This window comes from Arthrobacter psychrolactophilus (assembly GCF_003219795.1).
Classification (GTDB): Bacteria; Actinomycetota; Actinomycetes; order Actinomycetales; family Micrococcaceae; genus Specibacter; species Specibacter psychrolactophilus.
The window spans coordinates 345,140-362,166 of record NZ_QJVC01000002.1 but is presented as its reverse complement, the minus strand read 5'-3'; the positions used below and the strand labels follow the sequence as shown (position 1 = coordinate 362,166).

Sequence of the window (17,027 nt, the reverse complement as noted above, 5' to 3'; positions counted from 1 at the left end):
CGCAACCTTGGCAGGCACCACTATCTATATCTTTTAAGGAGCCCCATGGCAATCTTTGGCGACATGATTCGGGAACGGTCAGGATTAGGCCCGGGCGACGCCGAATGGCTTCACTTGCTGGTGGGCGATTGGCAGATGATCGCGGATCTTTCCTTCGCCGACATGGTGCTCTGGTTTCCCACGCCGGAAGACGACGGCTTCGTAGCCATTGCGCACGTGCGCCCGTCCACCTCACACACCATGTTCCATGCGGACTTTGTGGGGGAGCAGATTCAGCCTGAGCTGGAGCCGCTCGTGGAGCTGGCGTGGAAGAGCCAGAATATTGAGCGTTCGCAGGAAACCAAGATCTGGAACGCGGATATGGCGATGCGGGTCGAGGCCATTCCGATGGTGCGCAATGGGGTCACCCTTGCCGTCATTACGACCCACATGGATCTCTCTAGTTCACGGATGCCCTCGCGGCTTGAACTGACGTACCGCCAGTGTGCCTTCGACATCTTGAAGATGGGCACGCTCGGGCTATGGCCTGACTTTGCCTCACCGACCGGCTCGCGCCGTGGTGCCCCTCGTGTGGGCGATGGTCTCCTGCGCCTGGATGTCGACGGCATTGTCCAGTACGCGAGCCCGAATGGCGTCTCCGCCTTCCGTCGCCTTGGTGACGGCGAGTCCTTGGAGGGTCGCTCCCTGGCCGAGCTCACTACCCGGCTGCTGAAGGATCGTCGCATGGTGGATGAGTCCTTGCCCCTGGTTGTCACCGGCCGGATGCCGTGGCGCACGGAGATTGAGTCTCGAGGCGTAAGTTTGTCCCTGCGCGCCATTCCCTTGCGCGATAGCACGGAGCGCTTCGGCGCCTTGGTGTTGTGCCGCGATGTGTCTGAGCTGCGTCGCAGGGAGCAGGAACTCGTGACGAAAGATGCCACGATTCGCGAGATCCATCACCGGGTCAAGAACAACCTTCAGACGGTGGCGGCCTTGCTGCGCATGCAGTCCCGCCGCATGCACAGCGAGGAAGGCAAGCTGGGGCTTGAGCAGGCAATGCGCCGCGTGGCGACGATTGCGCTGGTTCATGAGACGTTGTCTCAGGGTCTTGCCCAGAACGTTGACTTTGATGAGTTGATCGACAGGCAGTTCCGGCTCTCCGCTGAGGTGGCCTCACCTTCGCAGCGGGTACGCACCGAACGTGAGGGCGCCTTTGGGGAATTGCCCAGCGACTTCGCAACCCCGCTGGCACTGGTCATCAACGAATTGGTGACGAACGCCGTCGAACATGGTTTGCAGGATCGCGAGGGAACTGTCTGGCTCATGGCCAATCGTTTCAAGACGGCCGCTGGCGATGATGGGTTGACCGTGAAGATCGCCGATGACGGCGTGGGCTTACCTGAGGGGACGATCGCCGAGGGTCTAGGCCTTCAGATTGTCCGGACACTCGTCACGAGCGAACTGGGTGGCACGATCGACTGGTCCCCGCGTGAAGGCGGCGGAACAGTGGTGGAAATGCAGATGACGTTGATCAGCAGGAATTAAACAACAAAGGCCTCGACAGGCTCAGTACATGAGCTTGTCGAGACCTTGCAGGCTCGGTGGTGAAGAACTAGCTGGCGCGACGGGCGCGAGCTGCGCGGCGCTTCATGGCGCGACGTTCGTCTTCGCTCAATCCGCCCCAAACTCCTGCATCCTGGCCGGATTCGATAGCCCATTTTAAACAGGTGTCGATCACGGGGCAGCGACGGCAAACGCTCTTCGCTTCCTCAATTTGCAGAAGGGCCGGGCCGGTGTTTCCCACAGGGAAAAACAGTTCCGGGTCCTTGTCAAGGCAGGCTGCGCGACTACGCCAGTCCATGCTGATCACTCACTCCTTATTAAAAACAAAAGGCTTCTTGTGAAAATTTTCACTTTATGCCACATAGAGAAAGGGGCCTATTTGGGCCCCTTTAGGTCATTGAGTTAAGCCTGTCATGTTAACTCTGTGTAAACAAGGGGTAATGATGGAATTATTAGCGTATAACCATGAGCGATACATCACAATGCATGAGCACCAAATGACTGCTACGTAGGAATGTCCGATAGGGTGCTGATGTGCATAAGGAAGCAAAGAAATCCACTGATATGACCGAGTCTCAGAAGCCTGAAATGACAGAAAAAACAGCGGCGTCGCTGCCCACGCACCGGCCGCTAGGAGTCTATGTCGTGGCCGGCGTGGTTGCCCTAGAGGCCCTCGCTCTGGCTGCTGCAACGGTCTGGGCCATCGTCTCGGCTCTTTCGACGACGCAGGTCTCGGTGGCCAGTGGAATCTTCCTGATTGTCTTGTTAGCTGCCATGGCCGCAGGTATGAGTGCCGTGGCCGTTAACGTGTTCAAGGGAATGCGCTGGACCCGATCGGCGGCTTTTGTCTGGCAGCTGTTGATGGTGGCACTGGCTGTTCCCGCGCTGCTGGAGGGCTACATCGGCTTGGGACTGGTCATGTTGCTGCCCGCCGTGGCCGCGGCCTATTATTTGTTCACCCCTACGGTGGTCGCCTTTACACAGCGCACAGCTGCTGATGCTGACGGAGCAGGCACGGCCGTTCTTTAGCGGCATCACCCAGGTCCCTCGACATAGGGGAATTGAAACCAGCTGCGCCTACCGCGGTCGAGAAGAACCGCCCGGCCTGCTGGTTCTGCGCCCATGGTGTCCAGCCGCACGCCAAAGAGTTCGGCATCGCTCGGGCGCTGAGGGAACACCACAATGCCCTGTTGCGGCGCCCGTAGACCCCATTCGAGCGGGAGCGCGGCGAGACCTAGACCCGGGTACGAAAAAGCAATCACCAGGATCTCGCCCTGAGCCACACATTCCGTGGCCTCTCGAAGGCGGTCCGGTGGAAGCGTGTTCGCATCGTCAAGATAGCTGATGTGCCTGGGTGCCTCTTGATGGTTTAGCTGGTCGAGAAGCCGCAGCAGACTGGACTTGCCGCACCCCGGCGATCCGATGACGGGCAGCACGGAGCCTGGCTCCACGACGACTTGCACGAGCTCATGTCCGTCCCCGCCGAGGCCCAGAAGCAGTGATCTCCTCGCCGCCGTGCGGGGCTCGGCTGTGGTTCTAGACGTGGGCCACGGTGTCTGTGTCAGGGCCTGTCGCAGTTGGCTCAGGGTGAGCGTGCACGGCAGAGCAGTGAGCTGCAAAATATCTTGGGCTCGGTGTCCGGCACGGGTGGTGTAGCTCGACTCCGAGAAGACACTGCTCTGGCTGGGCGCGCCCAGTTGGACAATGAGTAAATCATCGGTGGTCGTCGTACCGGGGGTGGCGCTGCGGGCAATGGGCCCGGTGATGGCGGCACGGCCTGCCGCGGGGCCGAAATCGGGGAGGCGGGGCCACAACGCCGTTGACTCGGAGCTGCTGCCCTGCGTGAGATATATGCGGTTGGGGATGGTCGCAAGGAAGGGTGCGCTGACGAGTTCGCGAGCGCCGCCGATGACCACGACCAGGTTGCTCTGACCGAAACGAATCAGCTCGCTCATGGCGTCCTCGGCCTCGTGCCAGGGACTGGACCTGAAGACTGCTAGCCAGCGACCCCAATCGGAACAACACAAGATGAGGCAGTGCTCAGGATGTTGCTGTGCCGCCTCCACGAGCCGTTGGAGGAGCCGGGCAGCGGCCCGGAGATCTGCCGGAGTGAGGTAGGCGCCCACACAGTCATTGAGTGAGTGGTTCTTCAAGGATCCGTCGCCGTCGAGTAGATACACGACAAAAGGCTCCCGGCTGCTGGGCTCCAGAATGGCCGATACTAGCTGTTGCACAAGCATGGTGATGGCGTTGGAACTCTCCGTTGCAGTGCCAAAGAAGGCCAGATGGGAGTGGAGCTCAGGATTCCAGCGGAGCTCTTCTAAGCATTGCTGGCTGGGGACATCAATGATCCCCAGCAGCACGCCTGGCTCTACGCCTGTGCCGTCTTGCCGGTGGTCCATGCTGCGGGATTGAAAAGCCGCGGTTAGTTCTTCAGCCGTCGGTAACTCTGCGGCGACAACGTGGGGCGCACACTGCTGCTGGGTACGGTTCGCATAGTGCTCCCACGCCGCCGACAGCAATGCGGCCATCGTGGCAATATCGCTGTCCTGGAAGCCTAGCTGGGCGTCCAGATGCGGCATCCGTGACAAGCGTTCGCTTGCCAGCTCAAGAGTCGGCGTCGTGTCGGAATCAGTGCTGTGCAACCGCAGGGTGGCGCTTTGAAACTCCTCAGGAGTGGCGCCGGCACGACTGATAAAAGCCCGCCCGGGAGTGTCCACGGCAATGGTCGCCGCGACGGGCGTACCAATCAGGTCCGTTGAGTCAAATGGGGATTGCACCCGCAGACAGATGGAACTCGTGACGTTAGCTCGGATATCGGCGCTCACGGCGCCCTGCGGCCGCTGGGTTGCCAGCAGCAGATGGATGCCCAAGGATCTTCCCACGGCGGCGATCCGCATGAGTTCGTTCATAGCGTCGGGGAACTGGTCCACGAGCATCCTGAACTCGTCGACGACGATGAATAGATGTGTCATGGCTGGGGTGCCCGGTGGCATGCTAGCTTCACGTCTGCGCGTTCGATAGCTTTGGCTGTCGGTCACTTCGACCCTCGCGAGGGCTACTTCACGGTGACGCAGCTCTGCTCTCAGGGATGCGAGCGTGCGGTTCATGCCGTGGCCGCTGAGGTCGGTAATGAGCGAGCAGCTGTGGGGGAGCTTGGTTAATGTCCCGAGTCCGGCGCCACCTTTGAAGTCGATGAACACGAATTGCAGATCGGAAGGGGAATGCGACGCGGCGAGACTGCCAATGATGGTGCGTAAGAGTTCCGACTTACCGGATCCGGTGGTCCCTGCAACTAGCAGGTGCGGACCGTCTCGTACGAAATCAAAGCGTGCTGGGCCAGTGGCTGACAATCCCACCCGAACGGGGGCTAAGGATCCGCCGGCCGTTCGCTCCCACTCTTGCATAATCGCGGAGACCGAGCAGAGCTCTGGCGGTGGAAGGGTGTTGGGCCGTAACCCCACATCGTCGAGCCCCTTCGTCTCGGCGCACTGCAACGCTCGAGACCGGGCGTAGTCATCAAGAACCACAGCCGGAACCCCGTCGGGAACAAAGTCCTGGCCGCCGAAGGTGCCACGAAGTCGATCGCCCACTGTCTGGAGTTCCACGAGGGGAGAGCCGGCGGAGGGAATCGTAAAGCACAGGGCGGATAGGCCTGGCATCGCGGCTAGCAGATCACTCACCGGCTCATTAAGGGAGAGCAGGACGGCGCCCGGGTTCCCCTGAGTATCCGTTCGGTAGGCAGCCAACGCTGTGGCGGCCGCAGCCAGAGAACCCACCAGTGTGGTGCGAGGCAGGAACCGCGCTGCCAAAGGGAGGTCCTCGGCGTGACCGCACAACACCACGGGCACATGGGCGGCGTCCAATTGCATCAGCACAAAGTTAAGTAACTTGCCTACAGGGGCCGACGGGCCGCCGATCGTGACAGCGCTTGATCCCAATGGCACGGTGAAGGGAAGCCCGGCAACGATTGGCGGAGTGAAGGTCGTATCCGCGGGGGAGACGGCCACAGCCGCGCGTTGATCCGCAATGCCCAGACGCACGGCTAGCTCCGTCAACGGGGCCGCACGTGGCTGGCCGCGGGGCTGTGCCTTCTCAGGAGAGTCGGCCTCGAACATGAGCGACGCGGCATCCGGGAACGCCAGGGCTTGGCGCGCTGCGTCAGCACCTGCGGCGCGGGTCACCGCCGCACGAAAAGCCTTTCGCCGCTTTGAACCGCCCAACAGGGGAACCAGAACGGCAATGGCTCCCATGGCGGAGAAGGCCAGGAACATCCAAGATCCCATCAGCAAGGCCAAGCCAACGCCCAAAAGTAAAGGGAGCGTTCCTGCGAGGATCATGGCCACTCGATTTCGGACAGGATTCGTGTCCTGATGGATAACCAGTGACTCCAGAGCAGCAGTATTCAAGAGGCGAGCACCGCCAACCGCGACGGCTTCCGTGACCTGAGCTGACACGGGCAATCGCAGTTCAACTATGGAAGAGCCACACTGCACCCGCTGACCGACGGTCAAGAGGTGCGTTCCCTTGAGGGGCTTCGCGCTCGCAGTGGGAGAGCTGCCGCCTCGACGAAGCAGGAATCCGCTGGATCCTGGGGTTGAGTTCAGCGTGATCTCGCTGGCAGTCACACACAAGGTTCCATGGTGCCGAGATAAGGCGGGGTCGGCAATCGTGAGGCGGCAGTGGCCTCGGCCGAGCGTGTACCGGCCACGCTGCAGGGCGAACACCTTGCCGGCTTCGGGGCCCGCGCACACACATAAGAATGCGGCAATGCCCTCATAGGATCCCGAGGAAGATCCTCCCGGGCGCAAGGTGGCAGATGGTTGCGCCACGACCACAGCCCCATCGAGCAGCGGGGCCGTTCCACACCGCAGGGCATCCAGGGACTCGCCGCTAAGAGAAAAGGAACAGCCAGGCCAGCGCTTCTCCAGAGCCTTTCGCAGTGAAACACCGGAGCAGCTGCTTCCTGCGTCCGAACCTGGCCAGACAGCGGTGAACTCGGTAGGAGAAAAAGCGTCGATACCCGGCCCTGCCACAACCGTGAGCTCTAATTCCATGGTCACTCCCGCCTGCTCAATGCTGCTGTTCCACGAGCTTAGGCGCGGCAACAGCGGTGGTGGGGTCCGCCGTCGTGCTTTGTGAAGAGCAAGGCAGCTGGCCGTCCCTGTGGAGGAATGATCCTAGTAAATCCCTGTGAGCGCGGCCACGTAGGAACAAGCAAACGGTAACGTTCGGGTAACCTAAGGAGGTAGACCACGGCACGATTGTGCCTATTATTTGCTACCTAGCTACACAGGAGAGTTTGTGAACGCTGACCTAGTCGTCGTCGGTTCGGGTTTCTTTGGCCTGACCATTGCAGAACGTGCCGCCACCGAGTTGGGATTGAAGGTAGCCGTCATTGATCGCCGTCACCACATCGGCGGTAATGCCTACAGCGAGAACGAGGCGCAGACGGGCATCGAGGTGCACCGTTATGGGGCGCACCTGTTCCACACTTCCAACGAGCGCGTGTGGGAGTACGTGAACCGCTTTACCGCGTTCACCAACTACCAGCACAAGGTGTACACCTCCCACAAGGGTGAGGTCTACCAGATGCCGATTAACCTGGGCACCATCAACCAATTCTTCCGTTCCTCCATGGGCCCGGGTGAGGCGCGTGCGTTGATCCAGGAGCAGGCCGGCGAACTCGCGGGCACCGATCCGGCGAACCTCAACGACAAGGGCATCCAGCTTATCGGCCGCCCCCTCTACGAGGCATTCATCAAGCACTACACGGGCAAGCAGTGGCAGACCGATCCCAAGGACCTGCCGGCCGAGATCATTTCCCGTCTGCCTGTCCGCTACAACTATGACAACCGCTACTTCAACGACACCCACGAGGGTCTGCCGGTTGACGGCTACACCGCGTGGATTGAGCGCATGGCGGATCACCCGAACATTGAAGTTGTGCTGAACACCGACTTCTTCGACGACGGCGAGTACTCTCGCAAGGCTGTCACCGGCCAGGTTCCGGTCATCTACACCGGCGCCGTTGACCGCTACTTTGACTACGCCGAGGGCGATCTGTCCTGGCGCACCATCGACCTTGAACAGGAAGTCCTGCCCATCGAAGACTTCCAGGGTTGCGCCGTCATGAACTACCCGGATGAGGCGCAGAAGTACACGCGCATCCACGAGTTCCGCCACTTCCACCCGGAGCGCGACTACACCAAGGACGCCACCGTCATCATGCGCGAGTTCTCCCGCTTCGCCGAAAAGGGCGACGAGCCGTACTACCCGGTCAACACCAGCGATGATCGCAGTAAGCTGCTGGCCTACCGCGATCTGGCTCGCGGCGAGAAGGACGTACTGTTCGGTGGCCGCCTGGGCACCTACAAGTACTTGGACATGCACATGGCCATTGGCTCTGCGCTGAACATGTATGACAACAAGATCAAGCCGCATTTCACTGGCGGAGCGAAGCTGCAAAGCGGAGGAGTTGACGCGTGAGCGTAACCGAGTCATTGGAAAGCACGACGGCGGCACCCGAGTCCCAGCAGTGGCGCACCCTCCAGCGGGTCATCTTGCCCAAGCAAAGCCAGATGGACACGGCTCCTTTGTACATGGACACCGGCGGAGCCGTGGGTGTTCAGCTACCCACTCTTGGTGCCGCCAATACTATGCGCGATGCCAAGCTGACGCAGACAGTGAGCGCACCCAGTAAGGAAGTCCACGTTGAGGACTTCCTCTCGCGCTATTCCACGGCGGTACGTTCCGGTGAACGTGTTTCCTTCGGGACGTATTTCAACGCCTTCCCGGCTAGCTACTGGCGCCGTTGGACCACAGTTCAGGACATTCGTCTATCGGTTTCAACGAGCGGTACAGGGACCGTCATTGTGTACAAGTCCAACGCTCGCGGTGCCCTGCAACGCGTTGACTCGGTGCGGGTTGATGGCGAAGCTGTCAGCAATTTCGATCTGTCCCTGAAACCATTCGGCGACGGTGGTTGGTACTGGTTCGATCTGTTGGCCGGTTCGACCCCTCTGGTCCTGAATGAGGCAGAGTGGCAGTCCGAGGGGGAAACCAAGACGCCTGGGGCCATCACGCTGGAAATCACCACCCTAAACAAGACCGATTTCTGCATCAACAACCTGCGCCTGCTCGCGGAAAACCCGCAGGCATTGGAGCACGTGAAGGAACTAATCCTCGTTGATCAGGGTAGCCAGAAGGTCGCCGACGCAGAAGGTTTTGCCGAGGTAGCCGAAGCCCTCGCCGGCAAGCTGCGCATCATCAATCAGGACAACCTCGGTGGTTCCGGTGGTTTTGCTCGCGGTATGTACGAAGCCGTTGAGAATGGCAGTGACTACGCTCTTCTCATGGACGACGACGTCGTCGTGGAGCCCGAGAGCATCATCCGTCTGTTGACCTTCGCAGATTTGTGCAAGACCCCGACGATTGTTGGCGGGCACATGTTTGACCTCTACAACCGCACGGTGCTGCACACCTTCGGTGAAATCGTGAACCCGTACTCCTTCCAACCAGATCTGCCCAGTGGCGACATGACCCTCGGTCATGACTTTGTTGGCTCGAACCTGCGCCACACCGGCTGGATGCACCGCCGCGTTGACGTGGACTACAACGGTTGGTGGATGTGCATGATCCCCACCAAAGTCATTCGCGAAGTCGGCCTGTCCCTGCCTGTCTTCATCAAGTGGGACGATGCCGAGTACGGTCTGCGCGCCAAGGCTGCCGGATTCCCCACGGTTTCCATGCCGGGTTCGGCTGTGTGGCACGTGTCCTGGATCGACAAGGACGACCTTGTCGGCTGGCAGGCTTACTTCCACGCTCGCAACCGCTTCATCGCGGCTCTGATCCACAGCCCTTACGAATTTGGTGGCAAGGTTGTCCGCCAGTCGTACGCCTACGACGTCAAGCACCTCGTGTCGATGCAGTACGCAACGGCTCAGGGACGCATCATGGCGTTGCGCGACTTGCTCGCCGGCCCGGATCAGCTCCACGATCTCTTGCCAGGCAAGCTGCCGGAGATTCGCACCATGATGAATGGCTACTCCGACTCGCAGTTCTCCTCGGATCCGGATTCCTACCCGGCACCGAAGATGGACAAGCCCCCGAAACATGGCCAGGGTGTTACGCCTCCCTCCTATGTGGGACTTCTTCCTTGGGCTGCCAAGACAGTTGTTCGCCAGCTCTCAGCTCCTGTTTCCGAGACTGCCAAGGAACGCCCGCAGGCCAACGTTCCGCACCAGGACAACCGCTGGTGGCGCATGTCCCAGTACGATTCGGCCGTTGTTTCCAACGCCGAAGGTACCGGAGCATCTTGGTACAAGAGGGATCCCAAGCAGCTGCGCCGGATGATGGCCGAGAGCGCTAAGCTCCACGCCGCACTTCTGAAGGATTGGCAGCGCCTGAGTACCCAGTACAAGAATGCGTTGGCTGAGATTACCTCCATTGCTGCGTGGGAAAAGACATTCGCAGCACACAGCGAAAAGAACGAGAACTAAACGCTCATGTCCCAAATGAATGACGAGCTAGTCCGCCCGGGAGTCAGTGGCGGACTAGCAGATGTGGTGCGGGCACGGTTCCTGCTCAAGCTCTTGGTACGCAAGGAACTCAAGGTTCGTTACCGCGGATCGGTGTTGGGCCTGTTGTGGTCTTACGTCAAGCCCGGCGTTCAATTTGTGGTCTTTTATGTCGCGTTGGGTGTTTTCCTTGGGTTGGAACAAAGCCCCACGAACAAGTCGGGTTTGCCGAACTACGCAATTTACTTGTTCTCCGGCATTGTCCTCATTAACTTCTTTACGGAAGCCCTAGGAAACGCCTCCCGTTCCATTGTTGGAAATGGCGGATTGATCAAGAAGATTTATCTACCACGCCAGCTTTTCCCCATCGCGTCGGTGTGGGTTTCGGCGGTTCATTTCTTCCCGCAGCTGGTCATTTTGCTGGCCGCATGCCTGTTCACCGGCTGGCATCCCTCACTGCTCCAGCTGGCGGCCGCCGTCATCGGTTTCATCATTGTGGCGCTGCTGGCCGCGGGCCTTGGCTTGTTGTTCGGTGCAGCCAATGTGTACTTCCGTGATTCGGAAAACTTCGTCGACATGCTTCTGATGATCGCGACCTGGGCGTCGCCGGTCATGTACGCCTGGACCATGGTGCAGAACAAGCTGGGCGAGGTCTGGTTCACCATCTATCAACTCAACCCCATCACGGTCGCCGTGGAGACCTTCCACTACGCCTTCTGGCTGCCTACTACCGACGGCAATACCAGCATTCCGCCGCATCTGCTCTCCTTGTGGGTTCCCGTGGCACTTATTATCTCGGCAGGAATCCTGCTGTGGGGTCAGCTGACCTTCCGCAGGCTCGAAGGCCGATTCGCGCAGGAGCTCTAAGATGACCACGGCAATCGAAGTAAAAGGCATTAACAAGCAGTTTGTCCTGCGCCATTCCCGTTCCATCAAGGAAGCCTTCGTGTGGCTCATCAAGGGACGCAAGGGTGATCTGTCCGAGAAGTTCCATGCGCTCAAGGGAGTGGATCTGGACGTTAAGCAGGGCGAGACAGTGGCCCTGCTTGGTTTCAACGGCTCCGGCAAGTCGACCCTGCTCAAGCACATCTCCGGCGTCATGATTCCCGACACCGGCACCGTGCGCACCCGTGGCAGGGTCGCGGGACTCATCGAGGTGGGTGCCGGCTTCCACCACGACCTCTCCGGCCGCGACAACGTCTACCTCAACGGTGCCATCCTGGGCATGACCGAGGACCAGATCAACGAACGGTTCCAGTCGATCGTGGACTTCGCCGAGATCGGCGACTTCATCGACACCGAGGTGAAGTTCTACTCCTCCGGCATGTACCTGCGCCTGGCCTTCTCCGTGGCCGTGCACACGGACCCCGAGGTCTTCCTCGTGGATGAGATTCTGGCGGTCGGCGATGAGCCGTTCCAGAAGAAATGTATTGCCAAGATTCAAGAACTTGCCGGACAGGGCAAGACCCTTGTCGTGGTCAGCCACGACCTTGACCTGGTTTCGCGAATCTGCGGCCGCGGCGTGTTGCTGGACCACGGTGAGATCATTTTCGACGGCCCCATTCACGACGCCGTCGCCAAGATGCGTGGGCAGTGACGCAGGATTCGACGATCGGCACCCGTGCCAAACGCCTTGACCTTCAGGGGCTTCGAATCCTGGCCGTTGGGCTCGTCATCATTTATCACCTCTATCCCGGAAGTTTGCCTGGGGGCTTTGTCGGCGTCGACATTTTCTTCGTCATCTCCGGATACCTGATCGTCGGATCGTTGGTGCGGGAACTGGCCAAAACCGGGAGCATCGGACTAGGCACGTTTTACGCTCGACGGATCAGGCGGCTCCTTCCTGCCAGCACCCTGGTTCTCCTCGGCGTCATGGTTGCCTCCGTCGTGGTTCTGCCACAGAGCCGCTGGCAGGAGGTGGCGCGGGACGTCGTGGCGTCGGCACTGCAAGTTCAAAACTGGAACCAGGCGTTCGGATCCACCAGCTATGAGGCCGCCGGGGAGCTGGTTTCCCCTGTACAGCACTTCTGGTCGCTCGCCGTCGAGGAGCAGTTCTACCTACTCATTCCCTTGCTGCTGCTCGTGGCCGCGGCCTGTGCGCGCCTCATCAAACGAGGCGCCGAGAGCGCCGCCCTCTGGTTATTGCTCATCTTGGCCGCGGCGTCGCTCATCCACTCGATCGTGTTCTCGAGGCAAAGCCACGACTTCGCCTACCTTGCCACCACCACGCGAATGTGGGAGCTGGCGCTGGGCGGAATCACGGCCCTTGTCTTCTCACGCCTGCGGCTCAACTCGCTCACCCAGCTAGCTGCCGGGTGGATCGGCTTGGCCATGGTGCTCGTGAGCGCCGTGACTGTTACGACGACGATGGCATTCCCCGGCTACATCGCGCTCGTGCCGGTCCTAGGGACGGTGCTCATCATCGTCGCCGGGGCGCCAGGCAAGGGCGTTGCGGAGTTCGATCGGTTCGGGTTCTCCCGGTTTTTGAGCCTGCGTCCGCTGACCTACCTCGGCGATATTTCCTACTCGCTGTATCTGTGGCACTGGCCCGTCATCGTCTTTTACATCCTGCTTGCCGGGCAGCAGCCGGGGATTGTGGCCGGCGTCGGCATTCTGCTTCTCAGCCTCGTGCTCGCATCCCTGAGCTACCACCTCGTGGAGCAGCGCTTCCGTCACGGGAAGCCCGCAACGCCCACCGGCGAAGGGAATCAGCCGCCGCGAGTACAGAATCGATCGGCGTTCGCATTGGCGGCGGGCTTGATCTTACTGAGTTGCCTCAGCGCGGCCGGGCCCTGGTCCGTGGTGCAAGCGAAATCGATGCAGACCGTGTCGGATCTCGCCACGCCGGACTATCCAGGCGCCTTGGCCTTGGACACGGACCGGAATGTGAAAGTTCGCGAGGGGGTCGAAATTATCCCCGATCCGGCGATTGCCATGAAGGATAAGACACGGCTCTATCGGGACGGTTGTGCCGCGTACGACCCGGCAAAAATCGACGATTCCATGTGTCGATACGGAGATCCCACGGGAACCAAGTCGCTGGTCTTGATTGGTGACTCACACGCGGGACAGTATTTGGAACCGCTCGAAGCCATGGCCAAGACACACGGCTGGCGGGTGCGGGCCATGGTTCGTAATGGTTGCCCCTTCAATGCGGCCCCCGCCGCAAGCGCCACCGTCACCTACACGAACTGCTCGAGCCAGAACGCTGTCTCCCTCGACAAGATCCTCGGCGAAAAACCCGATCGAGTCGTCATCTCCGCCATGACGCCCCACGGCTACAATGAATCACTGAACTGGAGGTGGGAGAGCGATGACGTCGTCGTCGATGGCTATGAACAGATGATTCGTCCGCTCCTAACAGCCGGGATCAAGGTCAGCGTCATTGCCGATAACCCCTACCCGGAGCGATCCATCCCGGATTGTGTTGCGAGAAACGGTGCGCAATCCCCGGAGTGTGTCACCGTGAGGCAGCAAACTAAGGATCCACTGCTGACAGCCGCCGAGAAGCTTAGTGATGTCCAGGTCATCGACCCGACCTCGTTCTTTTGTGTGGGGAACTCCTGCCCACCGGTGATCGGCAATGTTTTGGTCTATCGAGACAACCACTTGACCACGACCTTCGCGGAGACGCTGGAGACCCTGCTGACCAAGAAATTGGCGCTTCCATAGCCGCTGGCCGTCGACAAGTGTGTGATCTCCGTCCCTAGTAGATGCAATCCTCGCCACGGAGGTTCTCGGCGAAGAACGCTGATCCCGGGATCCAGCGAGAGTCACGCAGCTACCACAAATATAGCCGTGATAAGTTGGCCACGACTTTGTTGAAACTGCGTTGGGTCGCGCCAGCACTGAGATTCAGCCACAAGCCGGTATTCTTCTATATGGGAATAGGCAGAATTATCCAGCCCTCCCAGCCATCAATGCACGAAAGAAAAGGCTACAACACGTGAAGATTGCAGTTATCGCACTCGGTAAGATCGGTCTGCCTCTGGCAGTTCAGTTTGCGTCCAAGGGTCACGAAGTGGTTGGCGTTGACGTCAATCAAGCTGTTGTGGACCTCGTGAATGCTGGCAAGGAGCCGTTCCCGGGCGAGGCTCATCTGCAGGAAAAGCTTGCCGAGCTGGTTCCGGCTGGAAAGCTGCGTGCGACAACGGACTATGCACAGGCTGTTCCCCAGGCCGATGCTGTGGTTTTGGTAGTTCCCTTGTTTGTTGACAAGGATGCCAACCCCGACTTTGGTTGGATGGATGTTGCCACGGCCGAGTTGGCCCGCCACCTGACCCCGAACACCTTGGTTGCCTACGAAACCACGCTTCCCGTGGGAACCACCCGTACGCGGTGGAAGCCTGCTCTCGAGGCCGGCTCGGGTCTGAGTGAGGGCACCGATTTCCATCTCGTCTTCTCTCCCGAGCGTGTATTGACCGGCCGCGTCTTCGAGGATCTGCGCAAGTACCCCAAGCTGGTGGGTGGCCTGTCCGATGAGGGGGCTGCTAAGGCCGTGGAGTTCTACGAATCCGTTCTCGACTTCGACGAGCGCCCCGACCTCAAGCGTGCCAATGGTGTGTGGGACCTGGGCTCCGCCGAGGCATCCGAGCTGGCTAAGCTGGCCGAAACCACCTACCGCGACGTCAACATTGGTTTGGCTAACCAGTTCGCGCGCTTCGCGGCTAAGACCGGGATTGACATCTATCAGGTCATCGACGCGTCCAACTCGCAGCCGTTCAGCCACATACACCAGCCCGGCATCGCCGTTGGTGGACACTGCATCCCCGTCTACCCGCGCTTGTACCTGTGGAACGATCCGGAAGCTACCGTAGTTCGTGCAGCACGCGCGGCCAACGCCGATATGCCTGACTACACCATTGGTCTTCTGGAAGGTGCCTTCGGGGATCTGACCGGGGCACGTGTCGTCGTTCTTGGTGCGGCCTACCGAGGCGGGGTCAAGGAAACCGCATTCTCCGGCGTCTTCGACGCTGTTGAGGCTATCAATCGACGTGGCGGAACAGCCCTAGTGCATGACCCCATGTACACGGATGAGGAACTGGGTAAGCTCGGCTTTGTACCGTATCACTTGGGCGAGCCCGTTGATGCTGCCGTTGTCCAAGCGGATCATGCTGAATACCGCGAACTAACCCCCACGCAACTGCCGGGTGTGAAGGTCTTCATCGACGGCCGTCGCGTCAGCTTAGCTGAGAAGTGGACCGGCGTAACGTACCGTGTCATTGGCAAGGCGTAAGGGAAACACCTAGTCGTATCCGATCCCGTTCAGGAGTATCAGTTTGAGTTATATAGCCCCCAGCGCCGATGTTGCGGACCAAGCGGTCCTTGGCGAAGGCACGAAGGTTTGGCACCTTGCCCAAGTACGTGAGGATGCGGTTCTCGGTGAGAACTGCATCGTAGGCCGAGGCGCCTATGTTGGCACGGGCGTGAAGATTGGCGACAACACCAAGATTCAGAATTACGCGCTTGTCTACGAACCTGCCGTCCTCGGCAAGGGAGTGTTCATTGGCCCGGCCGTTGTGTTGACCAATGACACTTACCCGCGTGCGGTTAGTCCGGACGGTTCACTCAAGAGTGCCCACGATTGGATCCCCGTCGGCGTCACGATCGAAGACGGCGCATCGATCGGCGCCCGGGCCGTATGCATCGCACCCTTGACCATTGGACGGTGGGCCACCATTGCGGCTGGCTCCGTCGTCACGAAAGACGTTCCTGCGTTTGCCTTGATGGCAGGCGTCCCCGCCCGTCGCTTGGGATGGGTCGGCAAAGCCGGCTTCCCGCTCAAACAGGACGAAGGTTTCTGGGTGTGCCCGGAAACAGGATCAAAATATATTGAAGATTCAAACTCCCTTAAAGAGGCAGAGGACAACGTATGAGCCAGGAATTCATCCCCGCAGCAAAACCGATTATTGGCGACGAAGAGCGTGCGGCAGTTGATGCTGTCATGGCGACCGGAATGTTGGCGCAGGGCAAGCAGGTTGCAGAATTTGAAACTGAATTCTCGCAGGTACTCCTTGACGGCCGCGCCAGCGTTGCCGTGAACTCCGGCACCTCGGGCCTGCATTTGGGCTTGTTGGCGTCGGGTGTTGGTCCGGGCGATGAGGTCATCGTTCCGTCCTTCACCTTTGCTGCCACCGGCAATTCGGTTGCTTTGACCGGTGCCACGCCTGTCTTCGCCGACATCGAGCTGGATTACTACACCCTCGATGTAGCTCACGTGGAATCCCTCATTACCGACAAGACCAAGGGCATCATGCCCGTGCACCTTTATGGTCACCCGTTCGCTGCGGAGGCCTTTGCCGCGTTGGCGCAGAAGCACGGTATCGACCTGTACGAGGACGCTGCGCAGGCTCACGGTGCGGCACTGAACGGTAAGAAGGTCGGAACCTTCGGCAAGTTCGGCATGTTCAGCCTGTACCCCACCAAGAACATGACCTCCGGCGAAGGTGGCATGGTCTCCACCTCGGATGCCACTGTTGAACGCAATCTGCGTCTGCTGCGCAACCAGGGCATGGAAACCCAGTACCAGAACGAACTGGTCGGCTTCAACAACCGCATGACGGACCTGCACGCTTCCATCGGACGGGTGCAGCTAACTAAGGTCATGGGCTGGACCAAGCAACGCCAAGACAACGCAGCATTCCTGACCGCCAACCTTGAAGGCGTCGGAACGCCTAAGGTTGCTGAAGGGGCAGAGCACGTCTACCACCAGTACACGATCCGTGTGCCTGAAGGACGTGACGAGCTGCATGAGCGTTTGCGCTCGGAGTTCAACATCGGTTCCGGCGTTTACTACCCGGTCCCGAACCACCGCTTGCCCTCGTTCAACCGCACCGATGAACTGCCCAACACGGAGATCGCTGCCAAGGAAGTTCTGTCCCTGCCGGTTCACCCGTCACTGTCGCAGAACGATCTGGAACGTATCGTCACCGCCGTGAACACCATCGTGAAGGCCGGTGCCTAAAC

The 17,027-nt window shown here is 59.9% G+C and carries 12 protein-coding genes; 10 read left to right on the top strand and 2 right to left on the bottom strand.

Features of this window, described 5'->3' with window-relative positions:
* The first annotated feature begins 45 nt into the window (after positions 1 to 45).
* Entirely contained in the window at positions 46 to 1,524 is a 1,479-nt protein-coding gene (locus CVS30_RS04020; RefSeq protein ID WP_110484008.1) for a sensor histidine kinase, read from the top strand.
* 67 nt (positions 1,525 to 1,591) lie between these two features.
* Here the strand turns inward: CVS30_RS04020 and CVS30_RS04015 are convergent, their stop codons facing one another.
* On the bottom strand, positions 1,592 to 1,840 hold the full coding sequence (locus CVS30_RS04015; protein WP_038469266.1) for a WhiB family transcriptional regulator: 249 nt from the start codon (positions 1,838 to 1,840) through the stop codon (positions 1,592 to 1,594).
* Positions 1,841 to 2,130: 290 nt separating this feature from the next.
* On the opposite strand from CVS30_RS04015, the gene CVS30_RS04010 reads away from it, so the two are divergent.
* Positions 2,131 to 2,571 (top strand): hypothetical protein, encoded by a 441-nt coding sequence (locus CVS30_RS04010; protein WP_146233335.1) that lies wholly within the window; start codon positions 2,131 to 2,133, stop codon positions 2,569 to 2,571.
* Between the two features lie 5 nt (positions 2,572 to 2,576).
* On the opposite strand, the gene CVS30_RS04005 is transcribed toward CVS30_RS04010, so the two are convergent.
* Entirely contained in the window at positions 2,577 to 6,599 is a 4,023-nt protein-coding gene (locus tag CVS30_RS04005) for an FtsK/SpoIIIE domain-containing protein (protein WP_146233334.1), read from the bottom strand.
* A 247-nt stretch (positions 6,600 to 6,846) separates the two neighbouring features.
* Here CVS30_RS04005 and glf point away from each other — a divergent pair, with 247 nt between their 5' ends.
* From glf to CVS30_RS03965, 8 genes are all read left to right on the top strand, one after another.
* Positions 6,847 to 8,031 carry a UDP-galactopyranose mutase gene (glf, locus tag CVS30_RS04000; protein WP_110484005.1) on the top strand — a complete coding sequence of 395 codons (1,185 nt, stop codon included), beginning with the start codon at positions 6,847 to 6,849 and terminating at the stop codon, positions 8,029 to 8,031.
* Between the two features lie 92 nt (positions 8,032 to 8,123).
* Entirely contained in the window at positions 8,124 to 10,043 is a 1,920-nt protein-coding gene (locus CVS30_RS03995; RefSeq protein ID WP_110484127.1) for a glycosyltransferase, read from the top strand.
* Positions 10,044 to 10,049: 6 nt separating this feature from the next.
* A complete protein-coding gene (locus tag CVS30_RS03990) occupies positions 10,050 to 10,928 on the top strand; it encodes an ABC transporter permease (RefSeq protein WP_110484004.1) in 879 nt (292 codons plus the stop codon).
* Position 10,929: 1 nt separating this feature from the next.
* Positions 10,930 to 11,658 (top strand): ABC transporter ATP-binding protein, encoded by a 729-nt coding sequence (locus CVS30_RS03985; protein WP_110484003.1) that lies wholly within the window; start codon positions 10,930 to 10,932, stop codon positions 11,656 to 11,658.
* A complete protein-coding gene (locus CVS30_RS03980; RefSeq protein ID WP_110484002.1) occupies positions 11,655 to 13,733 on the top strand; it encodes an acyltransferase family protein in 2,079 nt (692 codons plus the stop codon). The genes CVS30_RS03985 and CVS30_RS03980 overlap by 4 nt, the downstream gene beginning before the upstream one ends.
* A gap of 274 nt (positions 13,734 to 14,007) precedes the next feature.
* Entirely contained in the window at positions 14,008 to 15,297 is a 1,290-nt protein-coding gene (locus CVS30_RS03975; protein ID WP_110484001.1) for a nucleotide sugar dehydrogenase, read from the top strand.
* Between the two features lie 43 nt (positions 15,298 to 15,340).
* On the top strand, positions 15,341 to 15,937 hold the full coding sequence (locus CVS30_RS03970; protein WP_110484000.1) for an acyltransferase: 597 nt from the start codon (positions 15,341 to 15,343) through the stop codon (positions 15,935 to 15,937).
* Entirely contained in the window at positions 15,934 to 17,025 is a 1,092-nt protein-coding gene (locus CVS30_RS03965) for a DegT/DnrJ/EryC1/StrS family aminotransferase (protein WP_110483999.1), read from the top strand. Before CVS30_RS03970 ends, CVS30_RS03965 begins: the two co-directional genes overlap by 4 nt.
* Positions 17,026 to 17,027: the final 2 nt, after the last annotated feature.